Origin of the sequence: Shouchella phoenicis, from assembly GCF_047238345.1 — a bacterium.
Lineage (GTDB): Bacteria > Bacillota > Bacilli > Bacillales > Bacillaceae_D > Shouchella.
This window is the reverse complement of record NZ_JBDFMQ010000001.1, coordinates 833,934-855,765: the sequence shown is the minus strand read 5'-3', so window position 1 is coordinate 855,765 and position 21,832 is coordinate 833,934. Positions and strand designations below refer to the sequence as shown.

The 21,832-nt window shown below is 41.5% G+C and carries 27 protein-coding genes, 1 pseudogene and 1 riboswitch; of the genes and pseudogenes, 10 read left to right on the top strand and 18 right to left on the bottom strand.

Going from position 1 to position 21,832, the window contains the following annotated elements:
• Positions 1-12: 12 nt before the first annotated feature.
• Positions 13-312 (bottom strand): lmo0954 family membrane protein, encoded by a 300-nt coding sequence (locus tag ABC361_RS04760; protein WP_099302270.1) that lies wholly within the window; start codon positions 310-312, stop codon positions 13-15.
• A gap of 183 nt (positions 313-495) precedes the next feature.
• The gene (locus ABC361_RS04755; protein WP_413072924.1) at positions 496-1,485 is read right to left on the bottom strand and encodes a YeiH family protein; all 990 of its coding nucleotides are present in this window, start codon (positions 1,483-1,485) and stop codon (positions 496-498) included.
• A gap of 103 nt (positions 1,486-1,588) precedes the next feature.
• Between ABC361_RS04755 and ABC361_RS04750 the strand changes: the two genes are divergently transcribed.
• From ABC361_RS04750 to ABC361_RS04735, 4 genes are all read left to right on the top strand, one after another.
• Entirely contained in the window at positions 1,589-2,464 is an 876-nt protein-coding gene (locus tag ABC361_RS04750; RefSeq protein ID WP_413072923.1) for a LysR substrate-binding domain-containing protein, read from the top strand.
• Positions 2,465-2,602: 138 nt separating this feature from the next.
• The gene (locus ABC361_RS04745; RefSeq protein WP_413072922.1) at positions 2,603-2,860 is read left to right on the top strand and encodes a hypothetical protein; all 258 of its coding nucleotides are present in this window, start codon (positions 2,603-2,605) and stop codon (positions 2,858-2,860) included.
• Positions 2,861-2,927: 67 nt separating this feature from the next.
• Complete coding sequence (locus tag ABC361_RS04740) at positions 2,928-3,230, top strand: hypothetical protein (protein WP_413072921.1); 303 nt, start codon at positions 2,928-2,930, stop codon at positions 3,228-3,230.
• A 118-nt stretch (positions 3,231-3,348) separates the two neighbouring features.
• The gene (locus tag ABC361_RS04735; RefSeq protein ID WP_413072920.1) at positions 3,349-4,653 is read left to right on the top strand and encodes an acyl-CoA thioesterase/bile acid-CoA:amino acid N-acyltransferase family protein; all 1,305 of its coding nucleotides are present in this window, start codon (positions 3,349-3,351) and stop codon (positions 4,651-4,653) included.
• Here the strand turns inward: ABC361_RS04735 and ABC361_RS04730 are convergent.
• The gene (locus ABC361_RS04730) at positions 4,648-4,935 is read right to left on the bottom strand and encodes a hypothetical protein (protein ID WP_413072919.1); all 288 of its coding nucleotides are present in this window, start codon (positions 4,933-4,935) and stop codon (positions 4,648-4,650) included. The two genes, ABC361_RS04735 and ABC361_RS04730, sit on opposite strands and share 6 nt — an antisense overlap.
• Positions 4,936-5,013: 78 nt before the next feature.
• A complete protein-coding gene (locus ABC361_RS04725; RefSeq protein ID WP_413072918.1) occupies positions 5,014-5,856 on the bottom strand; it encodes a bifunctional 5,10-methylenetetrahydrofolate dehydrogenase/5,10-methenyltetrahydrofolate cyclohydrolase in 843 nt (280 codons plus the stop codon).
• A 45-nt stretch (positions 5,857-5,901) separates the two neighbouring features.
• Positions 5,902-5,980, bottom strand: a riboswitch (ZMP/ZTP riboswitch).
• 174 nt (positions 5,981-6,154) lie between these two features.
• On the opposite strand from ABC361_RS04725, the gene ABC361_RS04720 reads away from it, so the two are divergent.
• Positions 6,155-6,691 (top strand): GNAT family N-acetyltransferase, encoded by a 537-nt coding sequence (locus ABC361_RS04720; RefSeq protein ID WP_413072917.1) that lies wholly within the window; start codon positions 6,155-6,157, stop codon positions 6,689-6,691.
• Positions 6,692-6,757: 66 nt separating this feature from the next.
• Here ABC361_RS04720 and ABC361_RS04715 read toward each other — a convergent pair whose 3' ends face one another.
• Complete coding sequence (locus tag ABC361_RS04715) at positions 6,758-7,474, bottom strand: sulfite exporter TauE/SafE family protein (protein ID WP_413072916.1); 717 nt, start codon at positions 7,472-7,474, stop codon at positions 6,758-6,760.
• A 167-nt stretch (positions 7,475-7,641) separates the two neighbouring features.
• On the opposite strand from ABC361_RS04715, the gene ABC361_RS04710 reads away from it, so the two are divergent.
• Both ABC361_RS04710 and ABC361_RS04705 read left to right on the top strand, forming a co-directional pair.
• A complete protein-coding gene (locus ABC361_RS04710; RefSeq protein ID WP_141556782.1) occupies positions 7,642-7,764 on the top strand; it encodes a YjcZ family sporulation protein in 123 nt (40 codons plus the stop codon).
• Between the two features lie 178 nt (positions 7,765-7,942).
• Positions 7,943-8,968 (top strand): metallophosphoesterase, encoded by a 1,026-nt coding sequence (locus tag ABC361_RS04705; RefSeq protein ID WP_413072915.1) that lies wholly within the window; start codon positions 7,943-7,945, stop codon positions 8,966-8,968.
• 26 nt (positions 8,969-8,994) lie between these two features.
• Here ABC361_RS04705 and ABC361_RS04700 read toward each other — a convergent pair whose 3' ends face one another.
• Positions 8,995-9,672 (bottom strand): DUF421 domain-containing protein, encoded by a 678-nt coding sequence (locus tag ABC361_RS04700; protein WP_413072914.1) that lies wholly within the window; start codon positions 9,670-9,672, stop codon positions 8,995-8,997.
• A gap of 157 nt (positions 9,673-9,829) precedes the next feature.
• Here ABC361_RS04700 and ABC361_RS04695 point away from each other — a divergent pair, with 157 nt between their 5' ends.
• A complete protein-coding gene (locus ABC361_RS04695) occupies positions 9,830-10,540 on the top strand; it encodes a DUF3270 family protein (protein ID WP_413072913.1) in 711 nt (236 codons plus the stop codon).
• Between the two features lie 138 nt (positions 10,541-10,678).
• Complete coding sequence (locus ABC361_RS04690; protein WP_413072912.1) at positions 10,679-11,935, top strand: Nramp family divalent metal transporter; 1,257 nt, start codon at positions 10,679-10,681, stop codon at positions 11,933-11,935.
• A 184-nt stretch (positions 11,936-12,119) separates the two neighbouring features.
• Here ABC361_RS04690 and ABC361_RS04685 read toward each other — a convergent pair whose 3' ends face one another.
• The 6 genes and pseudogenes from ABC361_RS04685 to ABC361_RS04665 form a co-directional block, all read right to left on the bottom strand.
• Positions 12,120-12,338, bottom strand: coding sequence for a hypothetical protein (locus ABC361_RS04685; RefSeq protein ID WP_413072911.1), 219 nt, complete (start codon positions 12,336-12,338; stop codon positions 12,120-12,122).
• A gap of 60 nt (positions 12,339-12,398) precedes the next feature.
• Positions 12,399-12,758, bottom strand: a pseudogene (locus tag ABC361_RS04680) (DUF2750 domain-containing protein).
• A 113-nt stretch (positions 12,759-12,871) separates the two neighbouring features.
• The gene (locus ABC361_RS04675; RefSeq protein ID WP_413072910.1) at positions 12,872-13,216 is read right to left on the bottom strand and encodes a PHD finger domain-containing protein; all 345 of its coding nucleotides are present in this window, start codon (positions 13,214-13,216) and stop codon (positions 12,872-12,874) included.
• A 163-nt stretch (positions 13,217-13,379) separates the two neighbouring features.
• On the bottom strand, positions 13,380-13,793 hold the full coding sequence (locus tag ABC361_RS21515; RefSeq protein ID WP_488199660.1) for a hypothetical protein: 414 nt from the start codon (positions 13,791-13,793) through the stop codon (positions 13,380-13,382).
• A gap of 142 nt (positions 13,794-13,935) precedes the next feature.
• A complete protein-coding gene (locus ABC361_RS04670) occupies positions 13,936-14,226 on the bottom strand; it encodes a DUF3006 domain-containing protein (protein ID WP_413072909.1) in 291 nt (96 codons plus the stop codon).
• On the bottom strand, positions 14,213-15,295 hold the full coding sequence (locus ABC361_RS04665; RefSeq protein WP_413072908.1) for an MBL fold metallo-hydrolase: 1,083 nt from the start codon (positions 15,293-15,295) through the stop codon (positions 14,213-14,215). The genes ABC361_RS04670 and ABC361_RS04665 overlap by 14 nt, the downstream gene beginning before the upstream one ends.
• A 268-nt stretch (positions 15,296-15,563) precedes the next feature.
• Between ABC361_RS04665 and ABC361_RS04660 the strand changes: the two genes are divergently transcribed.
• A complete protein-coding gene (locus ABC361_RS04660) occupies positions 15,564-15,776 on the top strand; it encodes a hypothetical protein (protein ID WP_099302295.1) in 213 nt (70 codons plus the stop codon).
• A gap of 41 nt (positions 15,777-15,817) precedes the next feature.
• On the opposite strand, the gene ABC361_RS04655 is transcribed toward ABC361_RS04660, so the two are convergent.
• The 6 genes from ABC361_RS04655 to pdhA form a co-directional block, all read right to left on the bottom strand.
• Positions 15,818-16,567, bottom strand: a complete 750-nt coding sequence (locus tag ABC361_RS04655; protein ID WP_413072907.1) for an SDR family NAD(P)-dependent oxidoreductase — start codon at positions 16,565-16,567, stop codon at positions 15,818-15,820.
• Between the two features lie 90 nt (positions 16,568-16,657).
• Positions 16,658-17,071 (bottom strand): PaaI family thioesterase, encoded by a 414-nt coding sequence (locus ABC361_RS04650; RefSeq protein WP_413072906.1) that lies wholly within the window; start codon positions 17,069-17,071, stop codon positions 16,658-16,660.
• A gap of 17 nt (positions 17,072-17,088) precedes the next feature.
• Positions 17,089-18,504 (bottom strand): dihydrolipoyl dehydrogenase family protein, encoded by a 1,416-nt coding sequence (locus ABC361_RS04645; RefSeq protein WP_413072905.1) that lies wholly within the window; start codon positions 18,502-18,504, stop codon positions 17,089-17,091.
• Entirely contained in the window at positions 18,505-19,752 is a 1,248-nt protein-coding gene (locus ABC361_RS04640; RefSeq protein ID WP_413072904.1) for a dihydrolipoamide acetyltransferase family protein, read from the bottom strand.
• Positions 19,753-19,768: 16 nt separating this feature from the next.
• A complete protein-coding gene (locus ABC361_RS04635; protein ID WP_413072903.1) occupies positions 19,769-20,770 on the bottom strand; it encodes an alpha-ketoacid dehydrogenase subunit beta in 1,002 nt (333 codons plus the stop codon).
• A complete protein-coding gene (gene pdhA / locus ABC361_RS04630) occupies positions 20,770-21,831 on the bottom strand; it encodes a pyruvate dehydrogenase (acetyl-transferring) E1 component subunit alpha (protein ID WP_413072902.1) in 1,062 nt (353 codons plus the stop codon). Before pdhA ends, ABC361_RS04635 begins: the two co-directional genes overlap by 1 nt.
• Position 21,832 lies beyond the last annotated feature (1 nt).

Sequence of the window (21,832 nt, the reverse complement as noted above, 5' to 3'; positions counted from 1 at the left end):
ATACACTATTCCTTAAAATTTGTCATACGAGTAATCTTTTGTTTCTTTCCATTTGTCATAAAGCTTTATTAATAAATAAAGCGCAATGACCCCAATAATTCCTGGTAAGCTTCCAATTCCTAGCAAGACCCCAATAATGAGAACAATCCACCATAAAATTTTCATGATAATGGTTTCACTTAATGTCGCTTGTCTCCAGCCTAAATATGCAAGCCCGGCTCCAGCGAGAAGTCCAAGCATCGCACCTAAAGACGATAGCAAAACAATTGATAGAGCTACCGCACCAAGAATGATCCAGCCTTTTGTCGTCATGTCTTCACCTCCTGTCGGTTTGTTCTTTCTAGCTTACGATGTGCACGACATTGTTGAAACGAGCTGAAGCATGATTTGCGTCTACGACTCTAGACCGATATCTATCTGTAACTGTTAACGGCAATGAAAAAAGGATCGGTACTTAACAGCACCAATCCTACTAAAATTTCTTAGACCACTTCATTAAAAGATGACACCAACAAGCAGCCAACCAGCCAAAACGAGAATAATTGTGCCTCCGAGACCCGCAAAAACTAACCGAGATCCAACTGCTTTAAACGAATGAAATTTCACTTTCATCCCTAAGCCAGCCATCGCCATTGCTAACAAGAAATAGGCCAAGTCAATTAAAATCGAAACAAGACTTTCTGGTAAGAGGCTGAACGTTTGGATCAGACTCATCGCCAAGAAACCCACTATAAAATACGGAATCGGTAGTGTTTTTAAAGATACAGATGGTCGACCCACATTCTTTTTACGCTCATACACAAACAAGAGAATGAACACTACCGGTATCAGAAGCATCACACGGAGCATTTTAATAATAATCGCATGATTTTCAGCCTCTTCCCCACCAATTGATGATGCCGCCACCACATGAGCAATTTCATGCAACGTTCCACCTGCAAACATGCCGTATATTTCAGGATTCGGTTGTATAAGCGGAAACAACCCTGTATAGATCAATGTAAAGAACGTTCCTACTAAAGCAATCGTGGCGATGGCTAACGCAACAACACGATCTTTCGCTTGCACAACAGGCGCTACAGCCGCTATGGCGGCAGCCCCACAAATAGCTGTGCCACTTGCAATAAGAAGCGATAATGTATGGTCAATCTTTAATTTCCGACTAATGAAATAAACAGAAAAAAATGCAACAATCGTTAACGTGACAGCATAAAGAAAGCCATTCCATCCCAGCGCTTGGATATCAACCAAATTTAAGCGCAGCCCTAATAATACAATCCCGAGCCGTAATAATGTTTTTGTTGAACATGTAATCCCGTTATCCAATCCCTTACCAAGATTCGTCCAATTCCCAATTAACATTCCAAGTAACATCGCGATGATTAGGGGACCCACAAGCGCAAATCCCGGCAATTTTCCCAGCCCTACAGCAATAAGAGCTAAAAAAGCCGTTAAGCCTATGCCTGTTAAAGTATGTGTTTTCATGATGTTCACTCCTCATTCACAATCATAAGGAGAAAATCGCTATTTGTGAAATGAATAAGTATAATAACATTTATTAAAACTTTTAATAAAAAGGCGATGATTGATGATGAATATAGACGAAATCGAGACATTTATTACGCTTGTACAAGAAAAAAACTTCACAAAAACCGCGGAAAAACGAGCCCTCTCTCAACCAACTGTTAGTGTGCAAATAAAAAACTTGGAGACGCAATTCCAGACACAATTTATTCGAAGAACAACGCGACAAATTATATTAACACCAGACGGACAATTTTTTTATGAGGAAGCCTTGAAAATACAGAACATTTATCGACATCTCCACGAAAGCTTGTATGCCCGCAACCATGAGGCCTCTGGCTTACTTAAAATTGGAGCGAGCTTTACAATTGGCGAATATTTATTACCAAAAATGATCGCAGCATTGAAACGATCGTATCCAAACCTAACCTTTGACATCATGATCGCTAACACTGATGCCGTTCTTCATGCAGTCCAACATTTTGATGTTGACTTAGGACTCGTGGAGGGTTCCGTACACGCGAAGAATATCGATCAAACCCCGTTTAAAGACGATCGCTTAGTTGTCGTTTGTTCTGATCAAGACGTTCAACACTTTAACACCATTGAAGATCTCCAAAATCAAGCATGGATCATTCGCGAAGAAGGATCTGGAACGAGGCAGTCGTTTGAGGAATTAGTTGAAACTTACCATTTAAAGATTCAGTCTTCAATGGTTATTAGTTCAACTCAAGGAATGAAAGAAGGGGTTAAAAACGGCTTAGGGCTAGCATTAATATCTGAGGCTGCTGTACAAGAAGAACTACGTCACGGGTCTCTTCATGTTTTAACTCACCTCCGTATTAGCAACGCGCGGAAATTCACCTTTATCCAGCGAGAAGGAGTTCCTCTGACCAAAAACACCACGCTGTTTATGAATCACGCTTTACAACAATTCTAAACCCTGTATTCTTCACGCTTCTATGTCCGCATATGACCTAATCTAGCAAAAACGAGCGTTTGTCCCCTTTCTATTGCCTATGCACCAAAGGTTTTGCTACATACAGTATTAACATAGCAAAGCGAAGGGAGGCGACACGTGATGGGTTACGGTTACGGAGGAAGCTACTCTGATTACTCTTATTCAAATGGTTGTGACTGTTCAAGTTTCTTCAAACACATCGCTCGCGGAGAATACGTAAAAGTTATTCTTAAAGGCGGCGGTAAAGTATCTGGAGAATTCATTGACGTTCGTGGGAATGTTGTAAACCTAGCAAACGTTGATTGTGATGATAAGTGTAAAAAAGCGAGAATCGTTACAATTTGTTGTGATGATATCGCAGCTGTTGAAGTTTAAGAAATGAATAGAACCACATGATAGAAACCAAAAAAACTATTTTTTAAAATTGAGAGGAGTAATATTAATGGGTTACGGAAGAAATTCTTACGGATATGACTCTTGTGGTTGTGGCGATTATGGTTCAAACAATTATGGATCTGGTGACTGTAACTGTGATACGTTCTTCAAAAATATCGCGCGTGGCGAGCACGTGAAAGTATTCTTAAAAGGTGGAGACTGTGTATCTGGTAGTTTCGTAAATGTTAAAGGCGACACAGTAGAATTAGCGAATGCTGATTGTCATTCTCATAAAGAGTGCAAATGTGATAAGAAAAAAGTTCGTATCATCACAATTTGTTGTGACGATATCGTTGCAGTAGAAGTTTAAGAGATTTTGGCTCAGGTGTAGATGCACCTGGGCTTTCTCTTTTTTAAAACATTTTTTGGAACAATTTTGAACTTCACACGTATATATTGGGTAGTACGACTTAGAAAGGAGCTTATTTATGAATCCCCGACTCGTCATAACGTCTCAACATGCTTTTATTGATCAACCGTTACAAATCTCGGCTTATGATTGTAGCCCGCACCAAAAGATGACGATTGAGGTAAGTACATCTGATGATACGGAAGCTGTATACACAGCAGGTGCCACATACGAGGCAAACCAAGATGGCAATATTCACCTTGCACATCATGCACCTGTATCTGGGTCCTATCAAGGAGTTGACCCTGAAGGCTTAATTTGGTCAATGGATCGAAAAGATAAGAAATTTGGTGATTACTTTAACAAAAGCACATCACACCCACTCACCTATGAATTTACATTAAAGGACAACAAGAACGTCACCCTCGATCTCGTTCAAGTACATAGAAAATTTTATGATGAAACCGTCAAACGTGTGCAAGTCCACGAGCCTGACGTAGTAGGAACACTTTTTTACCCAGATACCGACCACACGTTTCCTGGTATTCTTTTATTAGGTGGCTCAGACGGAGGCGTAAATGAACATGCAGCTGCTCTCCTTGCGAGCAAGGGATACTCGGTTCTGTCCCTCGCCTATTTTGGGGCTGAGGGCGTCGCAAAAGATCTAGAAAATGTGCCGCTAGAATACTTTGAGCATGCGACAAACTGGCTTAAAGCCCATTCGTCCGTAGACGAAACCGTTTCACTTATCGGTTATTCTCGAGGAGGAGAACTCGCCCTTCTGCTCGCATCTACTTACAATTGTTTTCACGCGGTCATTGCAGGCGCACCTAGTGCGTATGTGACGTCAGGCTTGCGTAATACGATTTATGCGCCTATCCCTGCATGGACGCTAGGCAATAAACCTATTCCTTATTTAAAATTTGCATATACAACAAAACATTTCTTTCGAATGGGAACAAGTATCCTAACAAGAAAACCCTTTTCATTTTTACCGATTTGGGCCCTTTCACAAATGAAGGCAAACAATTTGCACGACGTTCGTATTCCTGTTGAACACATTCATGCACCCCTGTTAACGATTGCCGGTGAAAAAGATGAATGTTGGCCAGCAGCGGACTATGCCAGAATCGTTCAGCATGAACTTCACGATAAACGTACAGACAATGAACATCTTTATTATGAAGAAGGCGGTCATTTTCTTGCATTTCCATATGGCATTCCAGGTATGCCAACATCTGCTTATATGCATGTTGGTGGTGGCATGGTGATGGACTTTGGTGGTACAAAAAAAGGAAATGCCGATGCCGCTAGAGAAACATGGCAGCATGTGCAAGATTTTCTATACAAACATACGAAAAAGACCAGTTTGCTTCATTCATAGGCAACTGGTCTTTTTCTTTAACGAGCCCTGACAATCAATCTCCTCAATCATTCGTTGTTGTTTTGAATAAATAACGTTTGCGGACAAAATGCCTCGCTTGTTCATATAGGTCATCACATCGACTTCATGCTCCATTTGCGCTATATCCACTTGGCTTTCATGAAAGTATTTTATAATCTGGACGCCATTGGAAAACACTTGATTGTAAAAACCACCTACGCATACAAATTGACGATAATCAAACTGATACCTCTTTGCGATTTCTTGGATCACAGCGTTCAACGTTCTCACCCCCTCTATTTATCCTATCAAAAAAAGAGATCAAGGGTCATCATTTCCCCTTAATCTCTCACTTCTTTTTTATGCTTGTGCACGTTCTGCTGCATCAACCGTATGCTTTAACAACATAGAAATCGTGACAGGACCTACGCCGCCTGGAACCGGCGTAATCGCAGACGCATTCGCTGCACATGCCTCATAATCACAGTCACCAATGTTTCCTTTATTATAACCTGCATCAAGAACAACAGCACCTGGCTTAATCCAGTCACCTTTAATAAATTCTGGTCGACCAACAGCAGCAACCACAATATCTGCTTGCTTCACATGGGTTTCTAAATCATTTGTTCGAGAATGACAAATCGTAACGGTGGCATTCCGATTAAGAAGCATCATGGAAACTGGCTTGCCGAGAATAGGACTTCTTCCAACAACCACAGCGTGTTTGCCTTCAATCGGCAAATCATAATGATCGAGCATCGCCATAATCGCTGCAGGTGTGCACGACGGATATTGTGCAAAGTTGAATGCATTTTGCGCAAAACCTAAAGTCGTCACCCCATCCACATCTTTTTCGATTGCTATCGCATCAAATGCGGCACGCTCATCAATTTGATCGGGAACTGGATGTTGCAGCAAAATACCGTGAACGGAATCATCTTCATTTAATTGTTGGATTGTCGCAAGCAACTCTTCCGTTGTGGTTTCTGTCGGCATTTCAATCTTTCTGGATTCCATACCAAGCTTGCGACACGCATTTCCTTTCATGCGCACGTAAGTTGCAGAAGAAGGGTCCTCTCCGACTAAAATCGTTGCAAGTGAAGGCGTAATTCCTTTGTGATTGAGTTGTTCGACTCGTTTTGCAAGGTCTTGTTTAATTTGATTTGATACTTCTACTCCATCTAACAGTAAGGGCGTATTCATTCAAACCATCCTTTCCTTATTTGAACGTGAAAAGGGTACATTTCTACCCTCTGCCCAGGCGCACGGCAAGTACGCTCTATGCTCCCTCGTGGTCATCCACATTGCGCCAGTCACATAGAGTCTTTACGTTTTTGTTTATTTTAGCACACACTTCCGAAAAAAAATAGAAAAAACCATTCTAAATACGAACAAAATACAGTCTACTAATCTATTTGTACGTGATTTCAGAATTTTTTTGTCGTTCTACTTAAATAATGCTAAAATTTTCAGTAAATCATTTAACAAAAGGAGATTACAGATGTTCCAATCAACGCGCTTGCGACTTAGGAAAATGGAAACTACCGATGTACCAACTTATCACCAATGGCGAAATGACATTGACGTTATGGCTTCAACAAGTCTTGCACTCGACCTCTATACATATGAAGAAACACAGGCATTTGTCGAAAACGTCATGCTATCCGGAACACACTCCAAATCGTACATCATTGAACAAATGTACGATTGTGTTGCCATCGGGGTAACCGCATTAATTGGAATCGATACGAAAAACCGGAATGCTGAATGCATCTTAGATATTGGTGAGAAGAGTTATTGGGGTAAGGGATATGGGACTGAGGCGCTCTCGATTCTCCTGTCGTACGCTTTCTTAGAATTAAACTTACACAGAGTGTCGTTACGTGTCTTTTCCACAAACGAAAGAGCCATTCACGTTTATGAAAAGTTAGGCTTTGTTCAAGAAGGCCGGAGTAAAGAAGCGATTTTTCGAAATGGCGAATGGGTCGACATCATTCATATGGGCTTACTACAATTTTACTACCTTAACAAAACATGATTACTATAAGACGTGCAAAAGACGAATCATCCTCAATTAGATCATTCGTCTCTTCATGATGCCACTTCATAGAAACGTTTCAACAAGCAGTCCGACCCCTGCTAACAGAAGCAACACATACGTCACGTTGCGAAATAACACTTGGTTCATTCGTTTAAACAACAGTTGGCCAACAACCAGCCCGATCACCACTACTGGCAGCGCCATGCCAACGAGTCCCCACACATCTCCGCTAATACCGAGCGTCACCCACTGTAATCCGAAACTAATTGGATAAATAATCAAGAAAAATGCCAGTGTCGTTGCGCGAGTTTGTTCTTTCGTCATCTTTACGCCGGCAAAATAAGCGAGTAAAGGAGGCCCAGGCATCCCAATACTTGCGGTTAACGTACCAGAAAGACCGCCTATCCCAACATCTCGCCCATTTGTTTGCCGCATAGTAAATGGCAGAATCAAAAGAATTGTGACCAATATTAACAGGATACCTACGCTTGCTTTTACAACCGTTTCACTGACGAGTTGGAGAAGTAAAACACCTAAAGGCGCTCCGATGATACTACCAACAACCAGTCTTTTAACAAGAGGCACGTACACATCTTGACGAATTTGAATAAATAAAAATAACGAGATGACGATCGATACGAGTAAATTCACTTGTATCGCCACATCTGGCACAAATAAAAACAATAAAAACGGCGTTGCCACAATGGAGAAACCAAAGCCCGTTGCCGCTTGAAGAATAGATGCAAAAAATACGATTAAAAGAAATAAAAAACTACCCACGCCTATGCGCCTCCATCCCTTAACCCTCCTACTTTAACACGATTTTCACGTAAGCCAAAACATCTAGGCGAATGCCCTGCTTTTGAAATTCTTTGAAGAAACTACAAACCATTTAGGGTACACCTGCATACCTTGATATAGAGAAACGCAGGAAGGGGGCATGCCAAGTGTCATACGCAGGCGGTGGTTACGGAGCTGGAGCTGGTGGCGGATTTGCATTAGTAGTAGTACTATTCATTTTGCTTATCATCATCGGAGCTTCTTATGTAGGTGGCGGCGGATACTGCTAATTCGCCTTTCTAAACGAGTAAGAAAAAGATGACCTTTCGGGGTCATTTTTTTTCGTACATTAACAGGATTTTTTTAACCTACCGAGAAAAGAATCATATACACAATTGACAATATTAGGGGGACCTCCACCTGTTAACAACTGAGAACATCTCATTACTTGGGAGACGAGCCCATTTTATGTCTGACATTCATGGCGATCTCGATTTACTTAAAAAATTGTTAGTAAAAATGAATGTTCGCGAACAGGATATACTGATGATGAATGGCGACTTATGCGAGAAAGGCCCAAATAGCCTAGGCGTCATTCGCTATGTCATGGATCTTTGTCATCAACAGAGTGTTTATATAACGCTCGGAAATAACGATGCCATTATGCTTCACCTACTACATGAAAATGAAAAACTCATGCCCTATTTACAAAGACAACCGTTTTCTCTTATTCATGAAATGCTCGCTGAAAAACAGCAACGTCTAGAAAATTTTTCATCTATTAAAGAAGTATCTCGTTTTTGTAAACAGCATTTCTTAGAAGAACTTGATTGGTTAAACAATCTTCCGCACGCCTATGAGTCCGAACAATTTATTATCATTCACGCGGGAATTGAAAAACGAGCAGATTGGCGACAAACAACATTGATGAACGCATATGCCCTGCCGTCTTTTTACACAGAAGGTCACTTGGAACACAAAATGGTTGTGGTTGGTCATTGGCCGACGAACAATTATTTACGCGATGAGGGTAGCCACCACAATCCAATTATTGACCACAAACAGCGAATTTTATCACTTGATGGTGGACTGCACATTAAACAATATGGACAGCTAAACGGCGTTACACTTGAAAATGGGATCTTTCACACAACGTATGTGGATCACCTCACTCGCGTTAAGCAAATTATTCAACCTTATGCAAATAACACAGATCGTGGAACCATCAGCTGGCCTCATTATGCTGTAGAGAAAAAAGAAGAGCGGACGCATTTCACCTTGTGTTCCCACAGAATTCACGAGACATCTTACTGGATAAAAAATGAGTATTTAGTCTTTGAAGATGAAACTTGGCAATGCAAAGGCGACGTTAGTGCTACGTTTTTAACCGTCAGAGAAGGAGAGACGGTCTATATGTTGGATGACCAGTGCAGCGGCTATGATCTTGTTAAAAAAGACGGCTATATCGGCTGGATTCCGAAAGCATGTACATAAAAAAAGAAGATGTGATTGGCTTTAAATCACATCTTCTCAAGGTAAATACCCTCATCGTACTTCCATTCCAAGTAAAACACATCGCGGTAATGATCAATTCGTTGTTCGTACAGCTGCTTGTCTAACCAATTCTCATCAAGACCCGCTTTTTTTATGTTCTCCCAATCAACAATCCCGTCGTTAATGAAGGTGACTGGTAGATGAACGGGATTCTCTTTCAACTTAAAATCTTCAAATGTAGGCTGGTCGTATTTTTGTTTTTTTAACACACTAATTTGTCCATCGGTTTCCAAAACTGCATACGCTACCTCTCGCACTGAAAAAGCGTCTTTCTGTCTTAATAAGTGCTGCAACTGATTCATATCAAGCTTATTCCGTTTCATTTCGTTACGATTTAAATGACCATTTTGAATAATAATCGACGGATTGCCCTCGAAAAACTTCCTTGTTTTACGGAAACGTTGGGTCGCCCATTCAATAATAAAAAGTAAAAGCCCCCAAATAAAAACGGAAAACAAGATCGTTCCTATTCGAACCTCATCATCATAGATCGCATTCCCCACAAGTTCCCCTAAAATAAGTGCAGAAATAAAATCAAACGGCGTAATTTGTGCAAAAGATGTTTTTCCCATCACTTTTGTTAAAATCAATAACGCAAATAACCCAACTGTTAATTCTACTGTCGTTTGCAGCAAATTCTCCACAATGCACCCACCTCACATAAACATCTCTTTTCAGCATGGACAAAATGACTTCACTTTAGACAAGTACACCGTTTTTCACGTTTTCTTTACACAACTGTAACCTTATCGATACGGAAAAACGGGTATGGAATGGAGTGAAATTTGAGGGGGAAACAACATGACATTAGAATCCATCATCATTGGGGTAATTTTGATTACCATACAACTATTTGCGTTAACAATCATTCGCGGAACACCGATTGCAGAAAGAAAAATTCTCTCTCTATCAGGTGGCGTTGCGATTGCTTATGTATTTGTTTACATCTTACCGACTATGCACGAAGAACAAGACCAACTAGGTGGCGACCTTGCCTTAGATTCAGAGCTTTATTTTCTTGGTTTATTAGGCTTAATTGTCTATTACAGTGTCTATAAATTCGCCAAGACCGACCGTGCAAAATCAATGAATGCCGACGCATCCTATTTTGTGCAAGTCGCTTTTTTTGCGATTTATACGTTTATGATCTCTTATATTGTCTTTGCATCCGACGTAAAAACAGTCGAAGCCCTTTTTTACGGCGTTGCGGTAGGGCTTCACTTTATCGGAATTTCCTACCATATTGGACGTGATAATGAGCGTGTTCACCGTCGCTATGGTCGTTATATCCTTGCCACTACTACACTTATCGGTGCTGCAGCTGGAACATTCGGCCCTTCAACTGGACTATTCGTTGATTCTCTCATTGCTTTTAGTTCGGGAGCCATGATTTTCAACGTCATAAGTAAAGAACTTCCAGAAGAAGACTACGCCCATTTGCCAACCTTCTTAATTGCTTCTCTCGTTTATGCCATCTCGTTACTAACATTAAAGGCAATCTTTAATTGGTAAAAAGAATGAGCTTGCTTATTTAGTTTTGAGCAAGCTCATTTCATTTGTCTAAAAAACTTTACGTAGATAACTTCACAACAATCAGAAAAAATAATCAATTCATTGGTACAATCATGTCATAGAAAAGGAGTGTGAATGATGACCAATTTATTGAGAGAAAAAATGGCTAAGCCGCCATTACAAGCCCCATCCCTCCCTTGGTGGAAATCTTGGGGTCCAGGAGCGATTGTCGCTGCATGTATTATTGGCCCTGGAACTGTCACCACCGTATCTGTCGCTGGTGCACAATTTGGCTTTGGTCTTGCTTGGATTCTTGTTTTAGCGTGCCTGGTTGGCTATTTTATTCAACGCCCGGTTATGAACTGGACGGCCGCGACAGGAACGAGTGTATTGGAAGGCATTCGCGATGAAATTGGAGTAATCTGGTCAAAATTAATTTTCTTCGGTTTATGGCTAGGAGCGCTCGCTTTCCAAGCTGGAAACTTTATCGGGGCTTCCATGGCCATGAACCTTATTTTCCCTGCTGTCCCCATGATTGTTTGGGTATCCTTGCTTTCCTTATCAGCAATGAGTATCGCATGGTTTGGTGTATACAAATTACTCGAAAACATTAATCGTGTTGTGATGGTCATGCTCGTCCTCACTTTCTGTTTAACAGCACTTGCCGCCTTACCACGTTCTCAAGGAATTATGAGTCAAGCCCTTACGTTCTCCATTCCCGAAGGCGATCTACTTATTGTCTTGGCACTTGTCGCCACCATTCTCGTACCGAACACGCTCGTAGCACTATCTGGTTTTATGAAGAACAAATACCAAGAGTCCACCTATACGCAGGAACAAATCCGCAAGCGCTCGTTCAACGACTTGAAAATGAACTTTACTTTACTCGCCCTTATTTCAATTGCAATCTTACTTTCAGCTGCTACAGCCTTTTATGGAACAGGACAAACCATTTCAAGCGCTGGGGATATGGCTGTTCAGTTAACCCCCATTCTCGGCTCATTCGCCACCATCTTCTTTGCTGTTGGCTTATGGACAGCAGGGTTTTCTTCAGGTTTGTTTAATCTGACCGTACAACCGATGTTATTCGGACATGCTTTTAAACAATCTGAAAAGCCAAATGCACCAATTAACCGCACAATTCTGATCATTACAGGCTTCATCCCTGTTGCACTCGTTTGGACCTTTGGTGGTTCTCCCGTCGAGCTCATTATTTCAGCGCAAGCAATTAATGGTTTACTCTTACCAGTACTCACCATTGTCCTGTTTGTTTTAACAAATAAAAAAGACCGCATGGGGCGGTTTAAAAACACATTCACTAGCAACATCATTAATCTAGCAATCATTGGACTCGTAACGATTCTAGCGATTCGAGTATTTTTGAGCTTCTTTTAATTGAGTTCCTATGTATAAAGCAGGAGAAAATCTTTAATCTGCTGTTCAAACTTGCTGACATCCTCTAATGTAAGTTCATGTGTAGCGTTATAGCACTGCTGAGCGCCAGTGGGTGTCAGTTCAACATTTAGCCGATAACCACCTTCTTTTGGCTCAATAAATAACGTAAATGCTCCATAATCATCTACGAAAAAAGCTTGCTTGGTGCGTCTAACTGCTTACAGAAAGACTTTAAGTATGAAAACGTAAAATCGTACGGACCACCATGGCAGTAAAGGTGAAGCGAACTCGTGATAACTCTTACGGTTAACGTTGCATCAAATGTCCGAGTTTCAAACGCTTCAAGGCGATCTACTATCATCTTAATTGAAAAATCATCATTTTCTACATGCAAGATATTCATTTTGTTTCCTTTCTACCGCAGCAACCGTTAATAAGCACGTTCCCATTCCTCCTAACACATTTACTTCGTCAAACCTGATAGTTCATTAAATAAATCACTTGGCTCTACTTCAAGACCAATAAGCTTTGCATTCCAATTGGTTCCCACCAATAGACCATCTTCATTCAGGCCATACAGCCAGTCTTTTTTAAAGTCTGTTAACGTAAGGGGTGAGGGCTTAAAATGAGACCATTCTTCCACTGCGCATCGTCTTGCATACGCTTCATCGGATCAAAACAACATCACTGGCGTGTCTTCATAGTGATTTGATTCACAAACACACCAACCATTTTCGTCCTCTAACCCCCAAATGACCTCTTTTTCCAATACTCTTTTCACAAACTGTTCGTGCCGCCGTTTTGCATCAATAGTTAAATTCATCTCCATGGTAATCTTCCCTCCATCTCTATTTTTTCGCTTTATTTAACCAAATTCCACATCCTGTTATTGACAGTGCAAAAACCCGCACTCATATGCGGGCTTATCGTTAACCATTATGCAACACGTTTTCGGCTGAAAAACTTTCCGTGCTTATACGTTAATTTAACAAGCGTATTTTCGCCAAAATAGTAAATCGGAAATAAGAAAACTATTGTAACTATGGCAATTGGCCAATTTTCGATAAATGGTAGAAAAGGTAGCAACCATCCACGAATTTGTTCACTTAAAACGATAAGTAAACCGGTGAACCCTAGTGCTGGTAAAAGTAAAAATAGCGATGTTTTCACTTCATATACACGAGATTGGCATCCACGACATTTAAATGAAAAGGGGATCTTTGCATCGTAGAGATCTTCTTCAGTAAAGGGCTTTTCGCAAATGGGACAAAGTTGGCTCATTAGGGCTCCTGCTTTCTAAAATAGAATATGTTTGACCTATTTGTAGTAACATTTATATCCATTATACAACCAATTCAAAGCCTAAATTCTAAAGTTTTTATAAAATTTATTTCATTTTCAAGAGTCACATATTAGCAGGTTTTTTCTTTTTCTTTGACAAAAATTAATGTTTTTTGCCTTTCTCAATTTCTTCTTCTATATGTTGTTTACGAATAAAAAACTTGCCATAATTATACGTATAATAAACCATTGCTTTCTGACCATAATAGTAAAGTGGAAACAATAAAGTATAAATTATTGTTAAATCAGACCAGTTATTAATAAAGGGAAAAATGGGAGTCAACCAAGCACGCAACAAGTCGCATAATAAGAAGACCATTACAACAAATGCTGTACCTGGAAGAAGTAAAACAATAGATGATTTAAATTCATATACACGTACTCTACAACATGAGCATTTAAAGGAAAATGGGGTTATTGATTCTACTAGATTTTCTTTATAAAAAGGCGTTTGGCATTTTGGGCATTTCTGGATCAAAATAGTCCCTGCTTTCGTAAAAGTACTTTTATCTCCCATCAGTAATTTTAGTTCACAATAGCAGATAGGTTCAGTGAAGATTATTATATACCGAAATATCGCTATAATTTCTTAATTTTTCCTAAAATTTTAAATGCAATTCCTACACACAAAAAAAACCCTCAAGGTTCTTCCTTGAGGGCTACTGGTTTTTCTTTTTGAGTTTGCTCTTTTTATTGGATTTTGCTTTTACTTTGTTGAGTTTGTCTTGAATGGTTTGGTGTTTCTGTTCTTGCTTAGCAGGATCCAGTGTTGCATCGATTATCTCTGTTTGGTCATCATTTAGCGTCAATAGGAGCCAGCTACCTTCCTTTATGTTCTTTGGTAGCTTTTCAACACCTCGTTCAAATTGTTTCTTTATCGAGTCAACAAGAATGATGGCTAAATCGTTTGTGACGCGATCAACAACTCCGTGATACTTATTCTCCGACACAAGCGATCCCTTCTTCCTTAATCGTATTTAGCCGTGCCTCACCAATTCCATCTATTTTCATTAATTCATCTACAGATGAAAAAGGTCGTAACTCTATGATTTGCTGGGCTCGGTCAGGACCTATTTCTGAAATCCCCTCCAACTTTTCAGCAGTGGCAGTATTCACATTTATACAGCTTGTACGGTTTTCAGCATGATTTTGATTTGTTGTGATCTTCAATTCTTGTCCATTTGTTGATGCAATAACAGTACCGTTTTCATCGGTTCCATAAATGGTTGCGCCGATGGATTGGTAAGATTGTAATACGTCATCTGCCGGGTGATTGTACGCATTCTCTAGACCAGCTGAATAAATGGCGTAGGTAGGCTGTACGGCTTCAACAAATGCTTCTGATGAAGAAGTGTTTGAGCCATGGTGAGGCACACTTAACACCGTTGCTTCTAAATTCGCTCCGCGCTCAAGCATATCTTGTTCAGCTTGATGTTCGACATCACCAGTGAATAAAAAAGAAATTTCCCCATACGTTAGTTTCATCACAATGGAACCATTGTTCAAGTCACCAGATACAGATTCAGGGTGCAATACCTCAATCGTTGCACCACCAAGATCGAATTCTTCTCCTGCTCGAGGTTCATGGTAATCAACATCATTTTCCAAAATGGCATCCAGCGTACGCTCAAACACGAGCGTATCGGTTTCATCTCCAGACATCCACGCTTCTGCTACATGAAATTCGTTCATCACATCTGCCATTTGACCAATGTGGTCGGCATGGGGATGCGTACCAATAAGTAAATCAAGTTCTTCAATTCCTTGGTCATGTAAATAATCAACAGCGGTACGATCATTCCAATCTCCTGCATCAACAAGAAGGCTAAAGGTTTCCTCTTCATGTTCCCACGTGACGAGGGACGCATCTCCTTGCCCGACATCAATAAAATGCACATCTAGTAGTTCCTCGTTCGCTTCAAACGATTGATCTTGAATGGATTCAGAAGGTGTTTCTTCTTGTCCACATGCTGTCAAAGCAAGGAGAAAAACCGTTGTGATGATAAATGTTTTTTTCATTGTTCCTCCGCTTTTTCTAAGGTGTCTTTTTCTTTAATATAAACAATTCAGACGTGGTTATGTAAGACCTCGCCATTAAGAAATGAGAAATTTCCCATTATCTACTGAGACATAAAAGCTTCACCGTTACTCCGAAGCGAGCTTCCGTCAATTTAAAAGCTCCCTTTTAAGTCTACCAATGAACGCCCTATTCAGCCACCTCATTTTGACAGCATGCTCGCTTCTTGATACGATTCTTTCTGTAAAGACGTAGCTTAGGGGGCAAGTATTGAAGATTATTGATTACATTTTTCGAGCCTTTCTGATTGTGATAGGCATTTTAGCGGTTTGGTATAATCATTCCACGTTAACGAGTTTCTTTATTTCAAGCATTGTTGTCTATTTTCTATTTCTTTTCTTCAAAGAAGAGAAAGGAAACATGCGTTATGTACATTTAATCATTGCAGGTGCCATTGCATCCTTTTACTTAATTTTTTATTAAAACAAAACGAGCTAACGCAACGTCGGCTCGTTTTTTTATCGTTATACAATTGTGTACCCACCATCAACAGGAACTAATGCACCTGAAACAAAAGAAGCATCGTCTGAAGCTAAAAATGCTACCACTTTCGCAACTTCCTCTGCTTGCCCTAAACGACCAATCGGATGAAGCTTCTTGAGTTCAGCCAAACCTTCTTCACCGGCAGATTTAAGTAAGTTGGTTTCGATATAGCCAGGAGCCACTGCGTTGGCACGAATGCCATCACGGCTGTAGCGTGAAGCAACCTGTTGAGTTAAAAGTTTGACGCCCCCTTTTGCGGCTGAATAGGCGCCAATTCCTTCTTTTGCCACTAAGCTATGAATGGAGCCTGTGTTGACAATCGCTCCGCCTGTTTCTTGTTTTAAAAATTGCTGGATCGCAAATTTATTTGATAAGTATACGCTCGTTAAATTTAAGTCGATGACTTTTTGCCAGTCTGCCGAGTCCAACTCATGGATATCACCTGTACTACCAATTCCTGCATTGGCAAACATAATATCTAATTGGCCATAATGTTCAACCGCTTGGTCGATTGCTGATTTTAATGAGTGTTCATCGGTTACGTCGGTCTTTATAAATAAGGCGTCGTGCCCATTTTCTTTAAGTTCTTGCTCAAGGGTTTTTCCTTCTTCATTCACATCGACAAGTACGACACGAGCACCTTGTTCAGCGAATTCTTTCGCTGATGCCTCTCCAATCCCACTTGCTGAACCTGTTACGAAAGCGACTTTATCTTGTAGTTTTTTCTTCATGATGCATTCCTCCTATATGTATAAAATACCACCATTTCTTTTTTTTCAAACGAAAAACCTTTCCCGTATGAAAGGAAAGGTTACAACGTCTTAATCATTCACTTCATGTACAAGGACCGATGAAACACCGCTTGCGACTAGTTTGTCGTTTTGATATAAATCAGCTGTTACATAGCTCATTGTCCGCCCGAATTTTTCAACAACAGCTTTGACTTCAATCTCCCCTGGAAGCGCTGGTCGATGGAAGGCAACATTCAGATTAACAGATGCAAATACCTGCTTATCGTTAATGAGTGAAGAGATCGCGTAGGCCATCGCCACATCGGCGGCAGAGGAAACAAAGCCACCCATGATGACACCGTTCCCATTCAACATTTGATCAGTTGGTCGCCAAATGGCTCGGGCGATTCCCCCCTGTGCCTCGATCATTTCTACTCCTATTAACGTGTCACACGGTGGCGGCTCTTTTTTTAAATGAATCACATCCATTAAAGGATTCGACATGCGCTGGCCTCCAATCATTAAACGTTTTCTGCTTTCTTCTTTACAGGTGGTTTATGAACCGCTACTGCTTGGAGGTCTTCTGCTGCCTCCATCATGACTTCACCGATACTAGGGTGTGGATACATAGGAAAAATAAGATCCTCATCCCGCATCCCTAATTCAAGGCCAACAGTTGCGGCAACGATGAGTTCAGCTGCGCCATCGGCGATGATCTGCGTGCCAATGACTTCATCTGTATGTTCCTCTTTTACAATAACCATTACCCCATCTTGTGATTGATTAAGCATCCCAAAGCCGTTGCTACGAACAGGTGCTGAGCCGACAACCGCATTTACCCCTTTTGCTTTTGCTTCGCTTACCGTCCATCCCACTGTGGCAATAGGCGGTTGCGTGCGGTAAACCGTAGCCAAGAAAGTTGGGTCCCACTCTGACTTTTTACCTGCTAGGCATTCAGCGACAACCTTACCTTGCTTGATCGCGGCAGTTGCTGAATCGGCTTCACGATTGACATCGCCAATCGCATAGACATTTGCTAAAGTCGTTTCGAACGATTCAGATACTGTGATGTAGCCATCTGCATCGGTTTCAACGCCAACACGATTAAGGCTTAATTCATCCGTATTCGCTTTCCACTTAGGTGAACAGTACGCATAAGTAGCTTGAACATCTTCTTGCTTTTCATTTTTTATAAAAACAATCGTTACATGATCCTCTTGAACCGTTACCTGTTCAAAGGTGATCTCTTTTTTTACTGTAATGCCTGCTTTTTTTGCTGAACGAAGCAGCTCTTTTTCAATGGCAGGTTCTAATGACAGGGGATTATCTAGTAAAAGTGTCACATCGACACCTACTGTTTGATAGGCGAACGCTGCTTCTAAAACGTAAGGTTTGTGACCTACGAGCACAAGTGATGCTGGTAGCTCTTTGAGTTGGAACAGTGAGTATGGACTGAGCAGGCGCTCATTTTTTTCCGTTAACAATGGTTGGTGACCAGTCGCAATAATCGCATGCTGAAATTGATACACGTCAAATTGATGGTCATTTGTAACGCCAATGCGATTTTCTGTCATAAAACTTGCCTCACCAATAACATGTTCAATTTTGTTCGCTTTGCAAAGTTGCTTTACGCCTTGCCGCAATTGCTTCACGACAGTCTGTTGATGAGAAACAAGGACGTCCCATTGAAATGACTCCTGTTGAGTTGGAATGCCTAGCTTGCTTCCTTTTAAGGTTTGTTGCCACCGTTCTGCCGCCTGTGTGACAACTTTTGATGGGATACACCCTTCATTTAAACAAATGCCGCCTAGCTGATTTTTTTCAATCAATGTGACGTCTATACCGAGTTGAGCCGCTCGAATCGCAGCATGATACCCACCAGGTCCACCACCAATCACGATTAATTGACGTTCTTGCACAAATTCTCCTACAACCATTTAAACCAACTCCAATATGAGGCGCTTTGGATCTTCCAATAACTCCACCCATCGATTTGTAAATGCGACCGCTTGGGCACCATCAGCAATTCGGTGATCAAATGACATGGACATGGTCATCACGTCCCCGATCGCAAGCTGATCGTCTTTCGTCACAACCGGACGACGCTTTGTTTTGTGAATCGCAAGCAACGCTGTTTGTGGAGCGTTAATAATTGGTGTCGCCCCAGTGCTACCGAGTGGACCGACATTGCTAACTGTAAATGTACCGCCGCGAAGGTCATCGCCTTTAAGCTCATTATCTTGTGCTTTCCGCGTGAGCTCTTTCATTTCTTTATCAATCTCAATAATGGATTTCTGATCAGCATTTTTTAAGACTGGCACAATCAGTCCATCTGGTGCATTTGTAGCTAGGCCAATATTATAAAAATCTTGCAGTCGTATGACGCCGTTTTTCTCATCTAGAACCGAATTGAAAATCGGGTGATCTTTTAACGCTAAGACAAGCGCCTTAATAAAGTAAGCGCCTAGGGAAAACGCCATTCCAGCTTCTTTGCATGCTGCTCGCCATTCCATCAAGTCAGTCAAGTTGGCCTCTTCAAAATGCGTTACATGGGGAATCGTATAAACCGATTCAGCCATCTTAGTGGCGATTTGTTTTCTTCGCCCTGTATATGGAATCGTTCGTTCGGATGACTCTTTGCCAGATGTAAAATACGAGCTAGAACGCAGATCTGGCGATGGTTTTTTATCCATTTCTTTTTTAACCGTTGCCGTTGGTTGTGTTCTTTGATAGCCTTCTAAAACGGCGTACAAATCCTCATCAATGACGCGACCATTTACCCCTGTTCCCTTTACATCTTCAATGTTAATCTCATGATCACGAGCAATTTTTCTTGTGTAAGGTGACGCCAGCACTCGCCGAAGAGAGGAGGATGGCTGCTTTTCACTTGATCGTGCTGATGAAGCAACTGGTTGCTTTTTTTCTTCTTTAACAGGAATTGCTTGACCGACACTAGTTTCTAATACAATTAATGTCGTGCCGACCGTTACCGTCTCCCCTTGTTTTGCTAAAATTTCTTTCACGATTCCGGCTTTCGGTGCAGACAGTTCAGCAGCTACTTTATCTGTCTGTACTTCAAGCAGTGGTTGATCCAGCTTCACTTCGTCACCGACGTTCACATAAAAATGGAGAACCTCTCCTTCTGTCATTCCTTCACCTATATCATGAAGTTTTACTTCAACCATACACGTAAGCTCCCTTCTAGAATTGAACCGTTTTCCGAATCGCTTCCACCACTCTTGAAACACTCGGGATATAATGGTCTTCTAACGAACCAAGCGGTACAGGAACATCAAACCCTGTTACCCGTTCAATTGGTGAACGCATGGACAAAAATGATGTATCGTTTATTAAACTAATAAGATCATTCCCAAGTCCGCCTGTTGCATGTGCTTCGTGAACAATGACAGCGCGTCCTGTCTTCTGTACAGATTCAGCAATCATCTCTTTATCTAATGGAAATAGCGTACGTAAATCGATCACTTCACATGTGATGCCCTCTGCCTCTACTTCTGCTGCCGCTTTCTTCGTAACAGGCACCATCGCTCCCCATGCAAGCAACGTGACATCATTGCCATCAGCGACTTTGTTTGCTTTTCCAATTTCAATTTCGTAGCCATCCACTTCCACTTCTTCACGCTCTCCACGGTAAAGACGAAGGGCTTCCATGAAAAGAACTGGATCAGGATCAGCTAAGGACGCAAGCAATAGCCCTTTTGCTTCCCTCGGTGTGGATGGGCAAACGACTTTTATACCGGGCATGTGGGTAAACAATGTTTCGACGGAATCCGAATGAATCTCTGGTGCCCGAATGCCCGCTCCATACGGTGCTCGGATGACCATCGGCACAGAATAGTTCCCCATTGAGCGCATTCGAATGCGTGACACATGCGTCATAATTTGTTCGTAGGCTGGGTACACAAAGCCCATAAACTGCATTTCCACAATCGGCTTAGATCCAGAAATGGCTAAACCAACTGCCGTACCAACGATACCTGATTCACTTAACGGCGTATCAATGACACGATCTTCCCCAAACTGCTTTTGCAGACCATCCGTTGCGCGAAACACCCCTCCATTGCGACCAATATCTTCACCTAGTAAAAGGACGTTGTCATCTTGTTCAAGCGCAACACGTAACGCATCATTCACAGCTTGAACCATTGTCATGGATTTGGTCTTCACGTCTTTTGTTGCTTCCATTATGCGTTCACTCCTTTTAAATGGTTTAAGTACTTTGTTTTTTGCTCCTCAATTGGCCAAACAGGCGTTGCGAATACATAATCAAACAAATCATTCACATCGGGTTTTGATAACGCTTCCATTTTTTCGACTGCTTCATTTACCTCTGCCGTAATCTCTTCTTCTAGCGATTGTGCCCAGGCATCATCCCATATGCCCTCACTCTTCATATAAAGCGCTAGTCTTGTTACAGGGTCGTTTGTTTTTCTCCGTTCGTCACTTATCGTTTGATCGCGGTATTTTGTCGGGTCGTCTGCTGTGGTATGTGCACCATAGCGCCACGTCATCGCCTCAATTAATGTTGGCCCATCACCAGCTCTCGCTCGTTCTGCTGCTTTTTTTACCGTTTGATAGACAGCCACGCAGTCGTTTCCATCAATGCGTATTCCCGGTATGCCATAGGCAACAGATTTCTGGGCAATGGTTTCTGAGTTCATTTGCTTTTCGAACGGGACGGAGATGGCAAATCCATTATTTTGGCAAAAGAAGATCGTCGGCGCTTTGAATACGCTTCCAAAATTAAGCCCTTCATGAAAATCACCTTCCGATGTCGCTCCATCTCCAAAATAAGCAATCGAAATGGCGCCAGTTCCTTTTCGTTTTTCGGTCATTCCTACACCTACAGCGTGGGGGATTTGCGTCGCAATTGGCACAGCTGGTGGAAAAATTCGTTTTCCCTCAGGTGGCACACAGCCTTCAAGTCTTCCGTTCCAATAAAGGAATGTCTTTGCCATGTCCGCACCAAACGTTAAGGTTGCGCCATGATCGCGATACGTCGGAAATACCCAATCGTTACTTTCTAATGCGAGCGCACTTCCAACTTGAGCTGCTTCTTGGCCTTCAAAAAGAGCGTACGTCCCAAGCCTTCCTTGCCGTTGTAACGTTACGGCCTTTTTATCGAACGTTCGAATTCTCAGCATATGATAATAGAACGTTCTTACCTGTTCTTGACTCAGCTTTTCCTCATCACTAACCCACTTACCTTCTTGGTCGATATACTGCACCATTGGAAATTCATTCATA

What these genes read in the sequence shown, in the direction of transcription:
- ABC361_RS04705 (WP_413072915.1), top strand. Translation starts at nt 7,943, where the DNA reads ATGTCTGACATTCATGGCGATCTCGATTTACTTAAAAAATTGTTAGTA.
- ABC361_RS04645 (WP_413072905.1), bottom strand. Translation starts at nt 18,504, where the DNA reads ATGGTTGTAGGAGAATTTGTGCAAGAACGTCAATTAATCGTGATTGGT.
- ABC361_RS04735 (WP_413072920.1), top strand. Translation starts at nt 3,349, where the DNA reads ATGAATCCCCGACTCGTCATAACGTCTCAACATGCTTTTATTGATCAA.
- ABC361_RS04725 (WP_413072918.1), bottom strand. Translation starts at nt 5,856, where the DNA reads ATGAATACGCCCTTACTGTTAGATGGAGTAGAAGTATCAAATCAAATT.
- ABC361_RS04635 (WP_413072903.1), bottom strand. Translation starts at nt 20,770, where the DNA reads ATGGAAGCAACAAAAGACGTGAAGACCAAATCCATGACAATGGTTCAA.
- ABC361_RS04740 (WP_413072921.1), top strand. Translation starts at nt 2,928, where the DNA reads ATGGGTTACGGAAGAAATTCTTACGGATATGACTCTTGTGGTTGTGGC.
- ABC361_RS04685 (WP_413072911.1), bottom strand. Translation starts at nt 12,338, where the DNA reads ATGAATATCTTGCATGTAGAAAATGATGATTTTTCAATTAAGATGATA.
- ABC361_RS04755 (WP_413072924.1), bottom strand. Translation starts at nt 1,485, where the DNA reads ATGAAAACACATACTTTAACAGGCATAGGCTTAACGGCTTTTTTAGCT.
- ABC361_RS04760 (WP_099302270.1), bottom strand. Translation starts at nt 312, where the DNA reads ATGACGACAAAAGGCTGGATCATTCTTGGTGCGGTAGCTCTATCAATT.
- ABC361_RS21515 (WP_488199660.1), bottom strand. Translation starts at nt 13,793, where the DNA reads ATGGGAGATAAAAGTACTTTTACGAAAGCAGGGACTATTTTGATCCAG.
- ABC361_RS04650 (WP_413072906.1), bottom strand. Translation starts at nt 17,071, where the DNA reads ATGTCGAATCCTTTAATGGATGTGATTCATTTAAAAAAAGAGCCGCCA.
- ABC361_RS04640 (WP_413072904.1), bottom strand. Translation starts at nt 19,752, where the DNA reads ATGGTTGAAGTAAAACTTCATGATATAGGTGAAGGAATGACAGAAGGA.
- ABC361_RS04665 (WP_413072908.1), bottom strand. Translation starts at nt 15,295, where the DNA reads ATGAAAAAAACATTTATCATCACAACGGTTTTTCTCCTTGCTTTGACA.
- pdhA (WP_413072902.1), bottom strand. Translation starts at nt 21,831, where the DNA reads ATGAATGAATTTCCAATGGTGCAGTATATCGACCAAGAAGGTAAGTGG.
- ABC361_RS04690 (WP_413072912.1), top strand. Translation starts at nt 10,679, where the DNA reads ATGACCAATTTATTGAGAGAAAAAATGGCTAAGCCGCCATTACAAGCC.
- ABC361_RS04655 (WP_413072907.1), bottom strand. Translation starts at nt 16,567, where the DNA reads ATGAAGAAAAAACTACAAGATAAAGTCGCTTTCGTAACAGGTTCAGCA.
- ABC361_RS04720 (WP_413072917.1), top strand. Translation starts at nt 6,155, where the DNA reads ATGTTCCAATCAACGCGCTTGCGACTTAGGAAAATGGAAACTACCGAT.
- ABC361_RS04695 (WP_413072913.1), top strand. Translation starts at nt 9,830, where the DNA reads ATGACATTAGAATCCATCATCATTGGGGTAATTTTGATTACCATACAA.
- ABC361_RS04675 (WP_413072910.1), bottom strand. Translation starts at nt 13,216, where the DNA reads ATGAGCCAACTTTGTCCCATTTGCGAAAAGCCCTTTACTGAAGAAGAT.
- ABC361_RS04750 (WP_413072923.1), top strand. Translation starts at nt 1,589, where the DNA reads ATGATGAATATAGACGAAATCGAGACATTTATTACGCTTGTACAAGAA.